Genomic DNA, 17,068 nt, shown 5'->3' on the forward strand with positions numbered 1-17,068 from the left:
TCAAAAACCGCACTTTATTGATTGATTTGCAGTATTAAATAGCTTTCTTCTATAGCGGCTCCGCCTCAGTCCGCCTGCTTGCGCAGGAAGGCCGGGATGTCGTAGCTTTCGCTCACTTCCGGGTTGGAGAAGTCCATGGACGGCGCGGCGCGGCGACGGCCCTGGCGCATGATGGCCGGGGTGTCGAAGTCGTCGTAGCTGACCACTTCCACCGCGCGGTCGTCGGTGCCGGTCTTGACGATCTTGATGTATTCCGGACGCTCCTCGGTATTGCGCGCGGTCTTTTTCTGACCCAGGCCGGTGGCGATCAAGGTCACGCGGATGGTGTCTTCCGGCATGTCTTCCACTTCGGCGGTGCCGAACTTGATCTGCGCGTCTTCGTCCGCGTACTGACGCACGATGCCCATGATTTCGCGATACTCGCTCATCTTCAGGCAGCCAGGCGCGGTGGAGATGTTGACCAGCACGCCGCGCGCGCCTTCCAGCGTGATGTTGTCCAGCAACGGGCTGGCCACGGCCTGTTCGGCGGCCACGCGAGCGCGGTCGATGCCGGAGGCGTAGGCGGAACCCATCATCGCCAGGCCCATTTCGCTCATCACGGTGCGCACGTCGGCAAAGTCGACGTTGATCAGGCCCGGGCAAGTGATCACCTCGGCGATGCCGGCCACCGCGCCCTTGAGCACATCGTCGGCGGCGCGGAAGGCTTCGCGCATGGTCACATCGTCGCCCAGCACTTCCATCAGTTTTTCATTGGGGATCACGATCAGCGAATCGACGTGCTTTTTCAGATCCTCGATGCCGTTCTGCGCCACTTTCATGCGCTTGCCTTCGTGCTCGAACGGCCGGGTGACCACGCCCACGGTCAGGATGCCCATTTCCTTGGCCACTTCGGCCACCACGGGCGCCGCGCCGGTGCCGGTGCCGCCGCCCATGCCGGCGGTGACGAACACCATATTGGAGCCGCGCAGCATCTCGGCGATGCGTTCGCGGTCTTCCAGCGCCGCGCTGCGGCCCACTTCCGGATTGGCGCCCGCGCCCAGGCCGCGGGTCAGATTGTTGCCCAGCTGCAGCTTCTGCGGCGATTTGTTGCGCAGCAGCGACTGAGCGTCGGTGTTGGCGCAGATGAACTCCACGCCGTGCACATTGCCGTCGATCATATTGTCGATGGCGTTGCAACCGCCGCCGCCGACGCCGATGACTTTGATGATCGCCACATTGGCGGTTTCTTGCATAACTTCAAAGACCATTCCGCTCATTTTCCTCTCCTCAATAAAGATGAGCTACCGACTTCATATACATCTGCCCGATCGCTATCGTGGCCAGCGAGTGCGCCGGCCGCGTAGCGCTTAGAAATTGCCAGCGAACCACGCCTTCATGCGCGTGAACATCTGGCCCACACCCGCCGTCTCCACCTTGGGGCCGGCATGCGTTTGAATCTGATCCTTGCCGTACAACAGCAGGCCGACGCCGGTGGAGAAGCGCGGGGTCTTCACCACTTCCGCCAGGCCGCCCACATACTTGGGCACGCCGACGCGCACCGGCATGTGGAACACTTCCTCCGCCAGCTCCACCATACCGGGCATCAGGCTGGCGCCGCCGGTCAGCACGATGCCGGAGGACAGCAAATCCTCGAAGCCGCTGCGGCGCAGCTCCTGCTGCACCAGTTGGAACAGCTCTTCCACCCGCGGCTCCACCACTTCGGCCAGCGTGGCGCGCGACATCTGCCGCGGCCCGCGCTCGCCCACGCCCGGCACTTCTATCATCTGGCTCGGGTCCGCCATCGCCACCAGCGCCACCGCGTGCTGGATTTTGATGTCCTCGGCTTCCTTGGTCGGGGTGCGCAAGGCCATGGCGATGTCGTTGGTGATCTGATCGCCTGCGATCGGAATCACCGCGGTGTGGCGGATCGCGCCGTTGGCGTAGACCGCGATATCGGTGGTGCCGCCGCCGATGTCGATCAGGCACACGCCCAGATCTTTTTCGTCTTCCGACAGCACCGCGATGGCGGAGGCCATCGGTTGCAGCACCAGGTCGGACACTTCCAGACCGCAGCGGCGCACGCACTTGGTCACGTTCTGGGCGGCGGACACCGCGCCGGTGACGATGTGCACCTTGGCTTCCAGCCGCACGCCGCTCATGCCCAGCGGTTCGCGCACGCCTTCCTGACCGTCGATGCTGTATTCCTGGGTCAGGATGTGCAGCACCTGATGGTCCGGCGGAATGGTCACCGCGCGCGCGGTTTCAATCACGCGGTCGATGTCCATCTTGGTGACTTCGCGATCCTTGATCGCCACCATGCCGTGCGAGTTCACGCTCTTGATGTGGCTGCCGGCGATGCCGGCGAACACTTCGTGAATCTTGCAGTCGGCCATCAGTTCCGCCTCTTCCAGCGCGCGCTGGATGGCCTGCACCGTGGATTCGATGTTCACCACCATGCCGCGCTTCAAACCGCGCGACGGGGTGTGGCCCATGCCGACGATATTGAGTTGGCCGTCCTCCAGGACTTCTGCGACGATCGCCACGATCTTGGATGTGCCGATGTCGAGGCCAACCAGCATGTTCTTGCTTTCCTTTGGTTTGCTCACCTGTCGCTCCAACTGCTAATTACTTGTTTCCCTTGGCCGGCGGCGCCTTGTAATCGGGCATCCGCACGGCGAATCCATTCGGGTAGCGCATATCCACGTATTCCACGTGATACGGCAACGCCGCCAATTTGCTCTTCCAGTACTGGGCGAAGCGGCGGGCGCGCGGACTCACGTCGTTGCGTCCCAGCTCCAGCTGCACCTGGTTGTCCAGCCCCACTTTCCAGGCGCGGCGGCTGGACAGCCACAGCGCCGCCGGCTTGACGCCCGCCGGGGCCAGATCCTGCCGCAGCCCTCCCAGCATTTCGCTCATGTCCTTCTCTGCCCCCGCCGGCCCGTAAAACACCGGCAGGTCCTGGTCGCTGGCGGCGTCGAACCGCTCTCCTCGGGTATTGACCAGGCCGTTCTCTCCCCAGCGCGCAAGCGCCACATGCTCTTCCACCGAGATGTCCAGCGCGTCCGGCCAGCGCCGCCGCACCTGGGCATCCCGCACCCACGGCAATTTGCCGAAGGCCGCCCGCGTCTTGTCGATGTCCAGCGTGAAGAAGGTGCCGGACAGCTCATGCTCGGCAATGAACTTCAGCTGTTCCGGCGTCACGCGTTTCATGTCGCCGCGAATCTGGATCTTCTTCACCGGAAACACCGGAGCGTGCGTCAACCAGAACCCTCCTGCATACAGCAACATCAGCGCTGCGGCGGCCAGCATCAGATTGGCCAGGCCTCTAAGCAGCCGATGGTTATCCCACATGCACCATATCCAGCACCTTGAGGCACAAATCCTCGTAACTGATGCCCATCGCCCGCGCCGCCATCGGCACCAGGCTGTGGCTGGTCATGCCCGGATTGGTGTTGGCTTCCAACAGGTAAATGCCGCCGGCTTCGTCCATCAGGAAATCCACCCGGCCCCAGCCGCGGCCGCCCAATACGCGGAAAGCCGCCAGCGACAGTTCGCGCGCGCGCGTCTCCACGTCTTCGCTCAGGCCGGACGGGCAACGGTAGACGGTGTCGTCGCGGAAATACTTGGCGTCGTAGTCGTAAAACTCGGTCGCCGGTTCGATCTTGATGGTCGGATACGCCGTGTCGCCGATCACCGCGCAGGTGTATTCGCCGCCGCCGATGAAACGCTCGGCGATCACGATGCTGTCGTATTTGCGCGCCTCTTCAAACGCCGCCTTCAGTTCGCCCGGCTGCTTGACCTTGGTCACGCCGATGCTGGAGCCCTCGGTGGCCGGCTTGACGAAGATGGGCAGGCCCAGCTTGGCTTCCACCGCGGCGAAGTCGCTGTTCTCGTCCAGCAGTTCGAAGGCCGGGATCGGCAGGCCGGCGCCCTGCCACAGCAGCTTGGTGCGCCATTTGTCCATGCAGATCGCCGACGCCATCACGCCGCAACCGGTATACGGCAGGCCCATGCTTTCCAGCACGCCCTGCAGGGTGCCGTCTTCGCCGAAGGGCCCATGCAGGATGTTGAACACGCGGTCGAAACCCTCGTCCTTCAGCGCGCTCAGCGGCTGTTCCGACGGATCGAACTTGTAAGCGTCCACGCCACGGGATTGCAGGGCTTTGAGCACGCCGGCGCCGCTCATCAGCGACACTTCGCGCTCGGAGGAACTGCCGCCCATCATCACCGCCACCTTGCCGTACTGCTTCATTGCCTTGTCCTTGTCATTCATCATCACGCGCCCGCCGCCACTTTGGCCGGCACCGCGCCGATGGAGCCCGCGCCCATGGTCACCACCACGTCGCCGTCGCGAGCTTGATCGAAAATGGTCTGCTGCATCTCGGCGATGTCCTCGACGAACACCGGCTCCACCTTGCCCTGCACACGCACCGCACGCGCCAAGGCGCGGCCGTCGGCGGCCACGATGGGCGCTTCGCCGGCGGCGTAGACTTCGGACAGCAGCAGGGCGTCCACGCTGGACAGCACTTTGACGAAGTCTTCAAACAGGTCCCGAGTGCGGGTGTAGCGGTGCGGCTGGAAGGCCAGCACCAGACGCTTGTCCGGGAAGGCGCCGCGCACCGCGGCCAGCGTGGCGGCCATTTCCACCGGGTGATGGCCGTAATCGTCCACCAGGGTGAAGCTGCCGCCGTCCTTGGCCGGCACTTCGCCGTAACGCTGGAAGCGGCGGCCGACGCCGGCGAACTCGGCCAGGCCTTGCTGGATCGCTTCCACGCTGGCGCCGCACTCCAGGCCGATGGCGATGGCGGACAGCGCGTTGAGCACGTTGTGGCGGCCCGGCATGTTCAACACCACCGGGAAACGCACTTCCTTGCCGTTCTTCACCACCACGTCGAAATGCATCTGTCCGGCCGCGGCGCGGACGTTCTCGGCGTAGATGTCGGCGGAGTCGTCCAGGCCGTAGGTGGTCACCGGCTTGGTGATGCGGCCGCGGATCTCGCGCACATGGGGATCGTCCACGCACAGCACCGCGCGGCCGTAGAACGGCAGCCGCTGCAGGAAGTCGACGAAAGCCTGCTTGAGCTTGTCGAAGCTGTGGTCGTAGGTGTCCATGTGGTCGGCGTCGATATTGGTCACCACCGCCATCACCGGAGTCAGATGCAGGAAGGAGGCGTCCGATTCATCGGCCTCGGCCACCAGGAACTCGCCGGAGCCCAGGCGCGCGTTGGTGCCGGCCGCGGTCAGCTTGCCGCCGATAACGAAGGTGGGGTCCAGGCCGGCCGCGCCCAGCACCGAAGCGGTCAGGCTGGTGGTGGTGGTCTTGCCGTGGGTGCCGGCGATGGCGATGCCCTGCTTAAAGCGCATCAGTTCCGCCAGCATCAGCGCGCGCGGGATCACCGGGATCTTGTTGGCGCGCGCTTCCAGCACTTCCGGATTGTCGGCCTTGACCGCGGTGGAGGTCACCACCACGTCGGCGCCGTGCATATAGGTGGCGTCGTGGCCGTAGAACACGCGGATGCCCTGATCGATCAGCCGCTTGCTGGTGGCGCTTTCCGCCATGTCGGAGCCGGACACGGTAAAGCCCAGGCCGTGCAGCACCTCGGCGATGCCGCACATGCCCACGCCGCCGATGCCGACGAAATGTATGTGTTTGACCCTGTGTTTCATGTCTGTGTCTCTGCTTGAGCGCTCGTATGACGCTCTGTCATTCCCGGGCCAGCTGCTGGCACAGGTCGGCCACCCGGCCGGCCGCGCCGGAACGCGCCAGCGCGCGCGCGCGTTCGGCCTTGTCCTGCAACTGCTCTCTATCCAAACCCGCCAGCAGGCCCGCAAGCCCGTCGGCGTTCAATTCTTTCTGCGGCAGATGCCAGGCCGCGCCGGCCTGCGCCATCCACTCAGCGTTGTCGCGCTGATGGCCGGTGGTGGACACCACCAGCGGCACCAGCACGCTGGGCACGCCGGCCGCGCACAATTCGCTGACCGTGATCGCGCCGGCGCGGCAGATCACCAGATCGCATTCGGCCAGGCGCTGCGGCATATCGTCGACGAAGGGCAGCAGTTCCACTTGCTCCCGCAGGCCCGCGGCCTGATACGCGGCCTCGACCGCGGCGAAATTCGCCTCGCCGGTCTGATGCGTCAGTCGCGGCCGCTTGTCGGCCGGCAGCTTGGCCATCGCCTGCGGCAGCGTTTCATTCAAAACCTTGGCGCCCAGGCTGCCGCCCACCACCAAGACCTTCAGCGGGCCGCTGCGGCCGGCGAAGCGCTCCGCCGGCGCGGCGATGCCCTCGATCTCGCCGCGCACCGGATTGCCGGTGACCAGCGCCTTGCCGTTGCGCGCCGCGTCGCCGTCGAAACCGCAAGCCAGTTTCTTGGCGAAGGGCAGCAAGACCTTATTGCTCAACAACAGGCCGGCGTCGGCGTTGACCAGGACCAGCGGTTTCCACAGCAGGCCCGCCATCACGCCGCCGGGCAGGCAGACGTAACCGCCCATGCCCAGCACCACGTCCGGGCGGTGACGGAAAATCTGCGCCGCGCTGCTGAAGAAAGCGCCGGCCAGCTGCAACGCGCCCTTGAGCGAGCCCAGCAGGCCCTTGCCGCGCACGCCGTGGAAATTCAGCCGCTCCAGCGGAATGCCGGTCGGCGGCACCAGCTTGTTCTCCATGCCGCGCCGGGTGCCCAGCCACACCACCTTCCAGCCCCGGCTTTGCAATTCCTTGGCCACGGCGAGGCCGGGGACGATGTGTCCACCCGTGCCAGCCGCCATCACCATGACCGTGCGATTCGCCATCTCTATCCGTTCCGTTAACTCTCGTTGCCGCGCATCATGCGCCGGTTTTTGCTTCGCCCTTCGGGCTCGCAGAAACCGCCACCCTACGGGCTTACGCCCTAAGGCGCCTGACAGCGCTGCTCATGCGCGGCTACACTTTGTAGCCGCGCATGATGCGGCGGTTTTCATAATCAACTCGCAGCAGCACCGCCACCGCGATCAAATTCATCAACATCGCCGAGCCGCCGAAAGACATCAGCGGCAAGGTCAAACCCTTGGTCGGCAGCAGGCCCATATTCACCCCGATGTTGAAAAACACCTGGATGCCGAGCCAGATGCCCAGGCCCTGCGCCACCAGCGATTGGTAGTAACGCTCCAGCTTTTTCGATTCCACACCGATGTGGAAGGCGCGGCGCACGATCCAGGCGTACAGACCGACCACCACGCAGATGCCGGCAAAGCCGAACTCTTCCGAAATCACCGCCATGATGAAGTCGGTGTGCGCCTCCGGCAGGTAAAACAATTTCTCTATGCTGCCGCCCAGACCGACGCCGAACCACTCGCCGCGACCGATGGCGATCAAGGAGTGCGACAGCTGGTAGCCCTTGCCGTACGGGTCGTCCCACGGGTCCATGAAGCCCAGCACCCGCTTCAGCCGGTACGGCGAGGAAATGATCAACACCACGATGGCGCCCACCGCCATCACCGCCAGCCCGCTGAAGATGCGCATATTGATGCCGCCGAGGAAGAGCACGCCCATCGCGATGCTCATCACCACCATCAGCGCGCCGAAGTCCGGCTCGCGCAGCAGCAGGAAGGCCACCACCACCATGGCGGCGAACATCGGCGCGAAGCCTTCCTTCAAGCTGTGCAGCAAATGGCTCTTGCGCACGGTGTAATCCGCCGCGTACAGCACGGTGGCGAACTTCATCACCTCCGACGGCTGCAGGTTCAGCACGATCAGATTGATCCAGCGCCGCGAGCCGTTGACCATCTTGCCGATGCCGGGAATCAGCACCAGCACCAGCAAGACCAGTCCGATCAGGAAAATCTTGCCGGAGTACTTCTGCCAGAACGCCGTTGGAATCTGGAAGGCGATATAGGCCGCGCTCAGCCCTATCGTCATGAAGATCATGTGACGGATCAGGTAGAAGTAGCGGTTGTGCGTGGCCGCGTCGGCCTCGGCGTAGGCGATGGACGCCGAGTACACCATCACCAGGCTGATCGACAACAGCAGGGCCAGCGCCCAGGACAGCGCCTCGTCGAACGGCTTGATGGCGGCGTAACGCCGGGCTCCGTGCACGATCATGGCCGCGTCGCCTCCGCTTGCCGCGCTTTCCACTCGCGCACGGCGTCGATGAACACCTGGGCGCGATGCGCGTAGTTGCGGAACATGTCCAGACTGGCGCAGGCCGGCGACAGCAACACCACGTCGCCCGGCTGCGCCAGTTCCGCCGCGCGGCGGGTGGCTTCTTCCAGCGTCTCGCAGTCGTGCAAGGGCAAGCCGGTGGCGGACAGCGCGGCGCGGATCTTGCCGGCGTCGCGGCCGATCAACAGCACGGCGCGGGCGATGCGGCGGCAGGCCGGCGCCAGCGGCGCGAAGTCCTGGCCCTTGCCGTCGCCGCCGGCGATCAACACCACCGGACGCGTCATGCCGTTCAGCGCCGCTTCGGTGGCGCCGACATTGGTGCCCTTGGAATCATCGATAAACGCAACCGAGGCGATTTCGTCTACCAGCTCGACGCGATGCTCCAAACCATGGAAGGTTTTCAGTCCTTGCAGCAGCGCGGCGCGCGGCGCGCCCACGGCTTCGCACAAGGCCAGCGCGGCCAGCGCGTTGGCGGCGTTGTGCAGGCCTTGCAAACGCATCTCGGCGCAATCGAAGGCCCGCTCGCCGTCCAGGCTCAGCCAGTAGCGGCCGTCATCCTGCCGCAACGCGTATCCGGCATCCTCTGTCAGCGAGAACCATTTGACCGCGCGGCCGGGGCGAACCATCGCGCGCACCAGCGCGTCGTCGCGGTTCAGCACCTGGACGCCGGCGCCGTGGAACACCCGGGTCTTGGTGTGGGCGTAGTCCAGCAGATCGTCGTAACGGTCCAGGTGGTCCTCGGAAATATTCAGCACCGTGGCGGCGTCGGCCTCCAGCGTAAATGTGGATTCCAGTTGAAAACTGGACAGCTCCAGCACCCACACGTCCGGGCGCTTGCCGCTTTGCTCGCGTTCCAGCTGCGCTTCCAGCACCGCCAGGCCGATATTGCCGGCCACCACCGCGTCCAGGCCGGCGGCGGCGCACAGATGGCCCGCCAGGCTGGTGACCGTGCTCTTGCCGTTGGAACCGGTAATGGCGATCACCTTGCTGCCGTCGCCGCGGATCGCGCGCGCCAGCACTTCGATATCGCCGATCACCTCGCCGCCGGCTTGGCGGTAGGCGGCGACGGCCGGGTGTTTCAGCGGCACGCCCGGGCTCAGCACCAGCAAGTCGGCGTCGGCGAAGGTCTGGGCGCTGAAATCGCCGGCGCGCACTTCCGCCTGCGGCAGGAAGGCGCGCAGCTCGGCCACGCGCTCGGCCGACGGCTTGGCGTCGGCCACGCTCACGCGCGCGCCGTGCGCGGCCAGGTAGCGCGCGGCCGCCAGGCCCGAGCCTCCCAAGCCCACCACCACGACGTGACGATTCGCGTAGTCCATAGTCTTCCTCAACGCAGCTTGATGGTGGACAGGCCGGCCAACACCAGCATCATGGTGATGATCCAGAAACGCACCACCACTTGCGTTTCCTTCCAGCCCTTCAACTCATAGTGGTGATGCAGCGGCGCCATGCGGAACACCCGCTTGCCGGTGAGCTTGAACGAAGCCACCTGAATCATCACCGACAGTGCCTCCACCACGAACAGGCCGCCCATGATCAAGAGCACGATTTCCTGACGCACGATCACCGCCACGGTGCCCAGCGCCGCGCCCAGCGCCAGCGCGCCGACATCGCCCATGAAAACCTGGGCCGGATAGGCGTTGAACCATAAAAATCCCAGGCAAGCGCCGCACATCGCCGCGCAGAACACCACCACCTCGTGCGCGCCGGGAATGAAGGGCAGGCCCAGATATTTGGAAAACACCGCGTGGCCGGCGACATAGGCGAAGATGGACAGGCCGGCCGCCACCATCACGGTGGGCAGGGCCGCCAGGCCGTCCAGGCCGTCGGTCAGGTTCACCGCGTTGGAGGTGCCGACGATGACGAAATAGGTCAGGATGCAAAAACCGATCGCGCCCAGCGGATAGGAGATGGTCTTGACGAAGGGCACGATCAGCTCGGTGGACGCCGGCAGCTTGGCGGTGGCGATCAGGAACACGCCGGCGCCGATGGCGATGGCGGACTGCCAGGCCATCTTGAACTTGGCGGACACGCCTTTCGGGTCCTTGTACACCACCTTGCGCCAGTCGTCGTAAAAGCCCAGCGCGCCGGTGCCGAACATCACCGCCAGCAGCAGCCACACGTATTTATTGGACAAGTCCGCCCACAGCAGCGTGGTCAGGCCGATGGCCAGCAGGATCAGCGAACCGCCCATGGTCGGCGTGCCGGCCTTGACCAGATGGGTTTGCGGGCCGTCGTTGCGCACCGCCTGGCCCACTTTGAGCTCAGTCAGCTTGCGGATCACCCACGGCCCAGCAGCAGGGAGATCGCCAGCGCGGTCAGCGCCGCCATCACCGCGCGCAGCGTGATGTAGTTGAAGACGTTGAAGGCCCGGATGTGGGAGCCCAGCAGTTCAGCCAGCCAGAGCAGCACGTTATTGTTCCTCTCTAAATTGTTGCATCAGGTGTTCCACCACCCGTTCCATGCGCATAAAGCGCGACCCCTTGACCAGAACGGAGGCACCCGACGGCAACTGCCGGTCGAGAAACTCGTACAACTCGTCAATCGAATCAAAATGTTTGCCGCGCGCGCCGCAGGCGGCGGCGGCGTGGCGCGAAACCTCGCCCAAGGTCAGCAGCAGGTCCACGTCGCGCGTCCGCGCGTACTCGCCCACTTCCGCGTGCAGCGCGTCGGCGGCTTCGCCCAGTTCGCCGATGTCGCCCATCACGAAGCAGCGCGGCGCCGGCAGGCGGACCAGCACGTCGATCCCGGCCTTCATCGAATCCGGGTTGGCGTTGTAGCTGTCGTCGATCACGCTCAGACCGCGCGGGCTTTGCTTGAGCTGCAAACGGCCCTTGGCGCCGCCGAAGGCGGCCAGGCCGGCGGCGATGTCGTCCAGCGGCACGCCGGCGGCCAAGGCCAGGCTGGCCGCGGCCAGCGCGTTGCGCACATTGTGTTCGCCCGGCGCCGGCAATTCGATCCGCCGTTCGCCGTCGGCGCAACGCAGCGTGAAGCGGCTGCTCAAGGCGCTCAGTTCGATGTCGACGGCGCGGACGTCGGCTTCGGCGCCCAGGCCGAAAGCAATCTGGCGGCGGCCGTCCGCCGCGCGGCGGAACAAGGCCAGATTGGCGTCGTCGGCGTTCAGCACCGCCACACCGTCGGTGTCCAGGCCTTCGAAGATTTCCGCCTTGGCGCGCGCCACTTCCTCGGTGGAGCCGAAATAACCGAAGTGGGCGCGCATCGCGTTATTGACCAGCGCGATGCGCGGCCGGGCCAGGCCGGTCAGATAGCGGAGCTCGCCGTGATGGTTCATGCCCATCTCCAGCACCGCGTAGCGATGCGCCGGCGTCAGCCGCAGCAGGGTCAGCGGCAGACCGATGTCGTTGTTGAAGTTGCCGGCGGTGGCCAGCACCGCGTCCGCCCCTGCATATTGGCGCAGAATGGCGGCCAGCATTTCCTTGACCGTGGTCTTGCCGTTGGAGCCGGTGACGCCGATGCACAGCGCCGGCTGGCGTTGCGCCCAGCCGGAGGCCAGCCGGCCCAGGGCCAGGAGGGTGTCGTCCACGCGGATCAGGCTGGCGCCGGACAGCTCGAAATCCGCGCGCACCAGCGCGGCCGCGCCCTTGGCCGTCACCTCGGCGACGAAATCGTGGGCGTCGAAGCGTTCGCCCTTCAGCGCGACGAACAGATCGCCGGGGCCGGCCTCGCGGCTGTCGGTCACCACGCGCAGGATGTCGCCGTCCGGGCCGCTCAAAGCGCCCCGGGCCAGTTCGGCGGCCTGCAGCAGCGTCATCATGCGCGCTCTCCCCAGGCGGTCAGCGCTTCTTCCGCCACGCGGAAGTCGGAGAACGGCCGCTTGACGCCGGCGATGTCCTGGTATTCCTCATGCCCCTTGCCGGCCACCAGCACCACGTCGCCGGCGCGCGCCTGGCTCACCGCCCAGTGGATGGCGGCTTCGCGGTCCGCCTCGACGTGGGTGCGCGCGGCGTCCATGCCGGCGAGCACGTCGCGCAGAATGGCTTGCGGGTCTTCGGTGCGCGGATTGTCGCTGGTCAGCACCGCCACGTCGGCGATGTTCTCGGCGATGGCGCCCATCATCGGGCGCTTGCCCGGATCGCGGTCGCCGCCGCAGCCGAACACGCAGAACAGGCGGCCGCCTTCCGGGCGGATCTCGGCCAGCGTGGACAAGGCTTTTTCCAGCGCGTCCGGCGTGTGGGCGTAGTCGATCACCACCAGCGGCTCGTGCGCGCCGCCCACGCTCTGCATGCGGCCGCGCGCCGGCTGGATGCGCGCCATCACCGCGGCGGCGTCGCGCAGGCTGACGCCGTTGACGCACAGCGTGGCCAGACAGGCCAGCAGATTGGCGGCGTTGAAGCGGCCCACCAAGCCGGTGCGCACATCGGCGACGCCCCAGGGCGTGGTCACCGTCAGTTGCAGGCCGTCCAGCGTGGCGGCCAGCGCCAGCGGACGCACATCGCCCTGCTCCAGGCCGTAAGTCACCACCTGAGTCTCAGACGGGTCGATTTCGGCGGCAAGCTGGCGGCCGAATTCATCGTCGGCGTTGATCACCGCGTGCTTCAGGCCTTCCCAGAAGAACAGCTTCTTCTTGGATTCGCCGTAGGCTTCCATCGAGCCGTGGTAGTCCAGGTGATCGCGAGTCAGGTTGGTCAGCACCGCGGTGGCGAAGTCCACGCCGTTGACGCGGCTTTGATCCAGGCTATGGCTGGACACTTCCATGGTCACCACGTGCGCGCCCTGGCGGCGGTATTCGGCCAGCTTTTGCTGGATGGTCACCGGGTCCGGCGTGGTGTGGGTGGTTTCGGTCAGCTCGCCGTAAAAGCCGTTGCCGACGGTGCCGATCAGCGCCGCCTTCTGGCCCAGCAGCGAGAAAGCCTGCGCCAGCCAGTGGGAAATCGAGGTCTTGCCGTTGGTCCCGGTGATGCCGATCACGCGCAGCGCGCGGCTGGGATAGCCGTAAACCTCGGCCGCCAGCATGCCGATGCGGTCGCGCAGATGCGGCACCGGCAGATTGGGCGCCTGCCACAGCGGGTTCCAGGCGAAGCCGCCGGCGTCGTCCCACAACACCGCGGCCGCGCCTTTCGCCAGCGCGGCCTGGATGTAGTCGCGGCCGTCGGAATGCAGGCCGGGGCACGCCAGGAACACGTCGCCGGGCAGCACGCGGCGGCTGTCGGTCTCTACCCGTTTGACGGGCAGTCCCAATTGTTTGATGTCGGCCGGATTCCAGTCCGGCATGGGGGTCAAACGGCTTTTCATGATCTGATCAAAAATCCACCGGCACCGGGGTGGATTCCGGTAATAAAGTGTTGTTGGAGGGCTCGTCCGGCTGCACGTTCAGCACCCGCAGCGCGCCGCCGGCGATCTGCGAGAACACCGGCGCAGCCACCGCGCCGCCGTAATATTTGCCCGCGGAGGGCTCGTCTATCATCACCGACACGATCACGCGCGGCGCTTTGCCCGGCGCGAAGCCCATGAACAGCGCGCGGTGCTTGTTGGCCACATAGGCGCGGCCTTCCAGCTTGCGCGCGGTGCCGCTCTTGCCGCCCACGCTGTAGCCGATGATGCGGCCGCCGACGGCGCCGCCGCCCGGCTGGCTGTTGGCGATCAGCAGATCGCGCATCTCGTGCGCGGTCTTTTCGCTCAGCACCCGCTTGCCTGGCATCGGGGTGGCGGTCTTGTACAGCGAGATCGGCAGCATCACGCCGTCGTTGGCGAACACGGTGTAGGCGCGCGCCATCTGAATCAGGCTGACCGAGATGCCGTAGCCGAAGGACATCGTCGCCTGCTCGATGGGCCGCCAGTTGTGCCAGTCGCGCAGCCGGCCGCCGGCTTCGCCGGGGAAGCCGGTTTCCGGCGCGCGGCCAAAGCCCAGCGCGTCGTAATGCTTCCACGATTGCTCCGGCGAGCTCATCAGCGCCAGCTTGCTGGTGCCGACGTTGGACGATTTCTGGATGATGCCGAGAATGTCCAGGCTGGGGCGCGGCGCCACGTCGCGGATGGTGGCCGGGCCTATCATGTAAGTGTGGGTGTCCAGCACCGTGTTGAGTCCGGCCTTGCCGTTTTCCAACGCCAGCGAGATGGACAACGGCTTCATCGTCGAGCCCGGCTCGAACAGATCGATCACCCCGCGGTTGCGCATCATTTCCGGCGTCACGCCGCTGCGGTTGTTGGGGTTGAACGAGGGGTAATTGGCCAGCGCCAGCAACTCGCCGGTGTGGGCGTCCACCACCACCACGCTGCCGGCCTTGGCCTTGTTCAGCTCCACCGCGGCCTTGAGCTCGCGGTAAGCCAAGTATTGGATGCGGTGATCCACCGCCAGCGCCAGTTTTTGGCCGTCGCGCGGCGGCTCGATGGCGGCGACGTCTTCGATGATGTGGCCGCGACGGTCCTTCAGCACCACGCGGCGGCCGTCCTTGCCGGCCAGCATCTTCTCGCGCGCCAACTCCACGCCTTCCTGGCCCTTGCCGTCCACGCCGGTGAAACCGATGATGTGGGACACGATTTCCCCGGCCGGGTAGAAGCGACGGAATTCCTGCTGTTTGGCGATGCCGGGCACGCCCAGCGCCATCACCTTGTCGGCCAGCTCCGGGCTGATCTGGCGTTTGACGTAGACGAATTCCTTCTTGCGGTCGGACAGTTTGGCCGACAGCTCCTCCGGCGACAGATCCAGCATCGCCGCCAGTTCGCGCAGCTTGGCCGGCGGCACCGGCTCCATGTCCGCCGGGCTGGCCCAGATGGTCTGCACCGGCGAACTGATCGCCAGCGGTTCGCCGTTGCGGTCCGTGATCACGCCGCGGTTGGCCTCCAGCGTCAGCGCGCGGCGGAAACGCGCCTCGCCCTGGTTTTGCAGGAAGTCCTGCTGCACCACTTGCAGATAGACCGCGCGGCCGATCAAGGCCAGGAATAGCAGCGCCAGCATCAGCAGCACAAAGCGCACGCGGCCCGGCTTCATGCGCAGCGCGGGGCTGGCGTCCGGGATGCGTTGCTGGTGGCGGGGGGAGTAAGTGCGCATCACATCCCCTTCCCAGGCGAGATCACCTGGGTCTGGCGCGGGTCCGGGATATGCATGTCGAGGCGGCTGGACGCGGCTTTCTCAATCACCGCGTGCGCGCCCCAGGTGCTCTGCTCCAGCTGCAGCTGGCCAAACTCGATCTCCAGCTGCTGGGCGGATTTGCGTTCCTTCTGCAAATCGCTGTAGAGCTTGCGCGACACATGGGTCGAGGTGACCACCGACCAGGCGGACAGCACCACGATGACCAGCAGTATCGCGTTGAGCTTGTTCATGCGTCGATCTCCCGCCACGGCGCGGCGGTGCGCTCGGCCACGCGCATGATGGCGCTGCGGGAGCGCGCGTTGGCGCGCACCTCCTCATCGCCGGCGCGCACCGGCTTGCCCACGGTGGACAGCGGCGGCTGGGCCATATCGGACGCGCGCACCATCGCCCACGCCGGCAGCTTTTCCTCGCTGCTGGCGTCGCGCAGGTATTGCTTGACGATGCGGTCTTCCAGCGAATGAAAGCTGATCACCGCCAGGCGGCCGTTTTCCGCCAGGCGGCGCGCCGCCTGCGGCAGCACCGCCTTGAGTTCGTCCAGCTCGCGGTTCACAAAGATCCGTATCGCTTGGAAGGTACGCGTTGCGGGGTCCTGACCCGGTTCCCGAGTACGGACGTTTTGCCCAACGAGCACGGCGAGCTCACGCGTGGTCTGGAGGGGGGCGTCAGCCCTTTGCGCAACAATGGCTGCTGCGATCTTGCGAGCAAACCGCTCTTCACCATAAGTCTTGATGACCTCTCTGATATCGGCCTCGTCTGCCGTCGCCAACCATTCGGCCGCGGTGATGCCGCGGGTGGTATCCATACGCATGTCCAAGGGCGCGTCGAAACGGAAGCTGAAACCGCGCCGTCCGTCGTCGATCTGCGGCGAGGACACGCCCAGATCCATCAACACGCCGTCCACCTGGGGCACGCCCAGGCGGTCCAATTCCTGCCCAGCGTTTCAAAACCGTTGTGCACGATCTGAAAGCGCGGGTCTTCCTCCGCCAGCCGCGTGGCCACGGCGATGGCTTCGGGATCCTTGTCGAAGGCGATCAGGCGGCCTTGCGGCCCCAGTCGCGACAGGATCAAGCGGCTGTGGCCACCTCGACCGAAAGTGCAATCGACGTAGACGCCATCCGGCCGGATGGCGAGCGCGTCGACCGCTTCGGTCAAGAGCACCGTCAGGTGCACGAAAGGGGTGGTGCTCACAGCGTAAAGTCTCCAAGGTGTTGGGCCAGATCGGTTTGATCGATGGCCAGGGCGTCAGCGGTCTGGTTGTCCCATTCCTCGGCATTCCACAGCTCGAAGCGGTTGCCCATGCCCACCAGCGCGACGTCTTTGTCGAGTCCGGTGAGATCGCGCAGGCGCGCGGGCAGCAGAATGCGTCCGGCGCTGTCCATTTCCAGCGTTTCCGCGTGGCCAAGCACGAGGCGCTGATAACGTTTCAGAGTGGGATTGCCGGTGGGAAGGGCTAGCAGGCGGGCTTCGACCGGACGCCAGTTGGGTTCGGGGTAGATCAGCAAGTGGTCTTGGGACTCGAGGGTGACGATCAGTTTGTGCCCGAAAGCGGACAGCAGTGTCTCGCGGTGTTTAGCCGGAATAGCCAAACGCCCCTTGCTATCGAGAGACAAGATGCTGACGCCACCAATCATGATTTCGAGCCCGCTGACCGAATAAACCTAAGGGGCCGTCGCCCCCTGGGACAAATGCCCCACTTTCACCCACTTCGCCCCACTTTCCGCCACTATAAGAAAGAACTTCCCCACGGTCAACATCGAGAAGTTCTAATTCACCTTTTGAGACAATGACTTAGCGGACCAGGCAAAAAGCGGATTCCTTGTCAAATCAGAGGCTTAAAAACATCAGTCAAAGTGAGCTGTTAACACTCGAACCATTTCCGAAACACCACACCCCGGGCCTGGGAATA

13 protein-coding genes and 2 pseudogenes are annotated in these 17,068 nt (G+C 65.5%); all 15 read right to left on the bottom strand.

Annotation, left to right across the window (positions count from 1 at the left end):
- Positions 1-65: 65 nt before the first annotated feature.
- The 15 genes and pseudogenes from ftsZ to mraZ all read right to left on the bottom strand — a co-directional run bounded on the left by ftsZ (position 66) and on the right by mraZ (position 16,793).
- Positions 66-1,256: a cell division protein FtsZ gene (ftsZ, locus tag HQN78_RS16480; protein ID WP_039755403.1), complete on the bottom strand. Its 1,191-nt coding sequence runs from the start codon at positions 1,254-1,256 to the stop codon at positions 66-68.
- Positions 1,257-1,346: 90 nt separating this feature from the next.
- A complete protein-coding gene (gene ftsA, locus HQN78_RS16485) occupies positions 1,347-2,558 on the bottom strand; it encodes a cell division protein FtsA (RefSeq protein WP_197081372.1) in 1,212 nt (403 codons plus the stop codon).
- A gap of 46 nt (positions 2,559-2,604) precedes the next feature.
- A complete protein-coding gene (locus HQN78_RS16490; protein WP_019102324.1) occupies positions 2,605-3,330 on the bottom strand; it encodes a cell division protein FtsQ/DivIB in 726 nt (241 codons plus the stop codon).
- Positions 3,320-4,231 carry a D-alanine--D-alanine ligase gene (locus HQN78_RS16495; RefSeq protein WP_235089845.1) on the bottom strand — a complete coding sequence of 304 codons (912 nt, stop codon included), beginning with the start codon at positions 4,229-4,231 and terminating at the stop codon, positions 3,320-3,322. Before HQN78_RS16495 ends, HQN78_RS16490 begins: the two co-directional genes overlap by 11 nt.
- A 23-nt stretch (positions 4,232-4,254) precedes the next feature.
- Positions 4,255-5,646, bottom strand: coding sequence for a UDP-N-acetylmuramate--L-alanine ligase (murC, locus tag HQN78_RS16500; RefSeq protein WP_235084966.1), 1,392 nt, complete (start codon positions 5,644-5,646; stop codon positions 4,255-4,257).
- A 37-nt stretch (positions 5,647-5,683) separates the two neighbouring features.
- Positions 5,684-6,766 (bottom strand): undecaprenyldiphospho-muramoylpentapeptide beta-N-acetylglucosaminyltransferase, encoded by a 1,083-nt coding sequence (gene murG / locus HQN78_RS16505; RefSeq protein ID WP_235084969.1) that lies wholly within the window; start codon positions 6,764-6,766, stop codon positions 5,684-5,686.
- 130 nt (positions 6,767-6,896) lie between these two features.
- A complete protein-coding gene (ftsW, locus tag HQN78_RS16510) occupies positions 6,897-8,054 on the bottom strand; it encodes a putative lipid II flippase FtsW (protein WP_019102074.1) in 1,158 nt (385 codons plus the stop codon).
- Positions 8,051-9,430, bottom strand: a complete 1,380-nt coding sequence (murD, locus tag HQN78_RS16515) for a UDP-N-acetylmuramoyl-L-alanine--D-glutamate ligase (protein ID WP_227106469.1) — start codon at positions 9,428-9,430, stop codon at positions 8,051-8,053. Before murD ends, ftsW begins: the two co-directional genes overlap by 4 nt.
- 8 nt (positions 9,431-9,438) lie before the next feature.
- Positions 9,439-10,523: pseudogene (mraY, locus tag HQN78_RS16520) on the bottom strand (phospho-N-acetylmuramoyl-pentapeptide-transferase).
- Position 10,524: 1 nt separating this feature from the next.
- Entirely contained in the window at positions 10,525-11,886 is a 1,362-nt protein-coding gene (gene murF / locus HQN78_RS16525) for a UDP-N-acetylmuramoyl-tripeptide--D-alanyl-D-alanine ligase (RefSeq protein ID WP_235084972.1), read from the bottom strand.
- Positions 11,883-13,364: a UDP-N-acetylmuramoyl-L-alanyl-D-glutamate--2,6-diaminopimelate ligase gene (locus tag HQN78_RS16530; protein ID WP_235084974.1), complete on the bottom strand. Its 1,482-nt coding sequence runs from the start codon at positions 13,362-13,364 to the stop codon at positions 11,883-11,885. The genes murF and HQN78_RS16530 overlap by 4 nt, the downstream gene beginning before the upstream one ends.
- 7 nt (positions 13,365-13,371) lie before the next feature.
- Positions 13,372-15,120, bottom strand: coding sequence for a penicillin-binding protein 2 (locus tag HQN78_RS16535; protein ID WP_107797815.1), 1,749 nt, complete (start codon positions 15,118-15,120; stop codon positions 13,372-13,374).
- Positions 15,120-15,392: a cell division protein FtsL gene (gene ftsL, locus HQN78_RS16540; RefSeq protein WP_107797814.1), complete on the bottom strand. Its 273-nt coding sequence runs from the start codon at positions 15,390-15,392 to the stop codon at positions 15,120-15,122. The genes HQN78_RS16535 and ftsL overlap by 1 nt, the downstream gene beginning before the upstream one ends.
- Positions 15,389-16,350, bottom strand: a pseudogene (rsmH, locus tag HQN78_RS16545) (16S rRNA (cytosine(1402)-N(4))-methyltransferase RsmH). Before rsmH ends, ftsL begins: the two are co-directional and overlap by 4 nt.
- Entirely contained in the window at positions 16,347-16,793 is a 447-nt protein-coding gene (gene mraZ / locus HQN78_RS16550; RefSeq protein ID WP_107797812.1) for a division/cell wall cluster transcriptional repressor MraZ, read from the bottom strand. The pseudogene rsmH and the gene mraZ overlap by 4 nt, the downstream one beginning before the upstream one ends.
- Positions 16,794-17,068 lie beyond the last annotated feature (275 nt).

This window comes from Chromobacterium sp. Beijing (assembly GCF_021496765.1).
Classification (GTDB): Bacteria; Pseudomonadota; Gammaproteobacteria; order Burkholderiales; family Chromobacteriaceae; genus Chromobacterium.

Excerpts from the sequence above, each read along its gene's own strand:
- HQN78_RS16535 (WP_107797815.1), bottom strand. The coding sequence starts at position 15,120 with ATGCGCACTTACTCCCCCCGCCACCAGCAACGCATCCCGGACGCCAGC.
- murD (WP_227106469.1), bottom strand. The coding sequence starts at position 9,430 with ATGGACTACGCGAATCGTCACGTCGTGGTGGTGGGCTTGGGAGGCTCG.
- ftsL (WP_107797814.1), bottom strand. The coding sequence starts at position 15,392 with ATGAACAAGCTCAACGCGATACTGCTGGTCATCGTGGTGCTGTCCGCC.
- HQN78_RS16530 (WP_235084974.1), bottom strand. The coding sequence starts at position 13,364 with ATGAAAAGCCGTTTGACCCCCATGCCGGACTGGAATCCGGCCGACATC.
- murG (WP_235084969.1), bottom strand. The coding sequence starts at position 6,766 with ATGGCGAATCGCACGGTCATGGTGATGGCGGCTGGCACGGGTGGACAC.
- ftsA (WP_197081372.1), bottom strand. The coding sequence starts at position 2,558 with ATGCTGGTTGGCCTCGACATCGGCACATCCAAGATCGTGGCGATCGTC.
- mraZ (WP_107797812.1), bottom strand. The coding sequence starts at position 16,793 with ATGATTGGTGGCGTCAGCATCTTGTCTCTCGATAGCAAGGGGCGTTTG.
- ftsW (WP_019102074.1), bottom strand. The coding sequence starts at position 8,054 with ATGATCGTGCACGGAGCCCGGCGTTACGCCGCCATCAAGCCGTTCGAC.
- murC (WP_235084966.1), bottom strand. The coding sequence starts at position 5,646 with ATGAAACACAGGGTCAAACACATACATTTCGTCGGCATCGGCGGCGTG.
- murF (WP_235084972.1), bottom strand. The coding sequence starts at position 11,886 with ATGATGACGCTGCTGCAGGCCGCCGAACTGGCCCGGGGCGCTTTGAGC.
- ftsZ (WP_039755403.1), bottom strand. The coding sequence starts at position 1,256 with ATGAGCGGAATGGTCTTTGAAGTTATGCAAGAAACCGCCAATGTGGCG.
- HQN78_RS16490 (WP_019102324.1), bottom strand. The coding sequence starts at position 3,330 with ATGTGGGATAACCATCGGCTGCTTAGAGGCCTGGCCAATCTGATGCTG.
- HQN78_RS16495 (WP_235089845.1), bottom strand. The coding sequence starts at position 4,231 with ATGAAGCAGTACGGCAAGGTGGCGGTGATGATGGGCGGCAGTTCCTCC.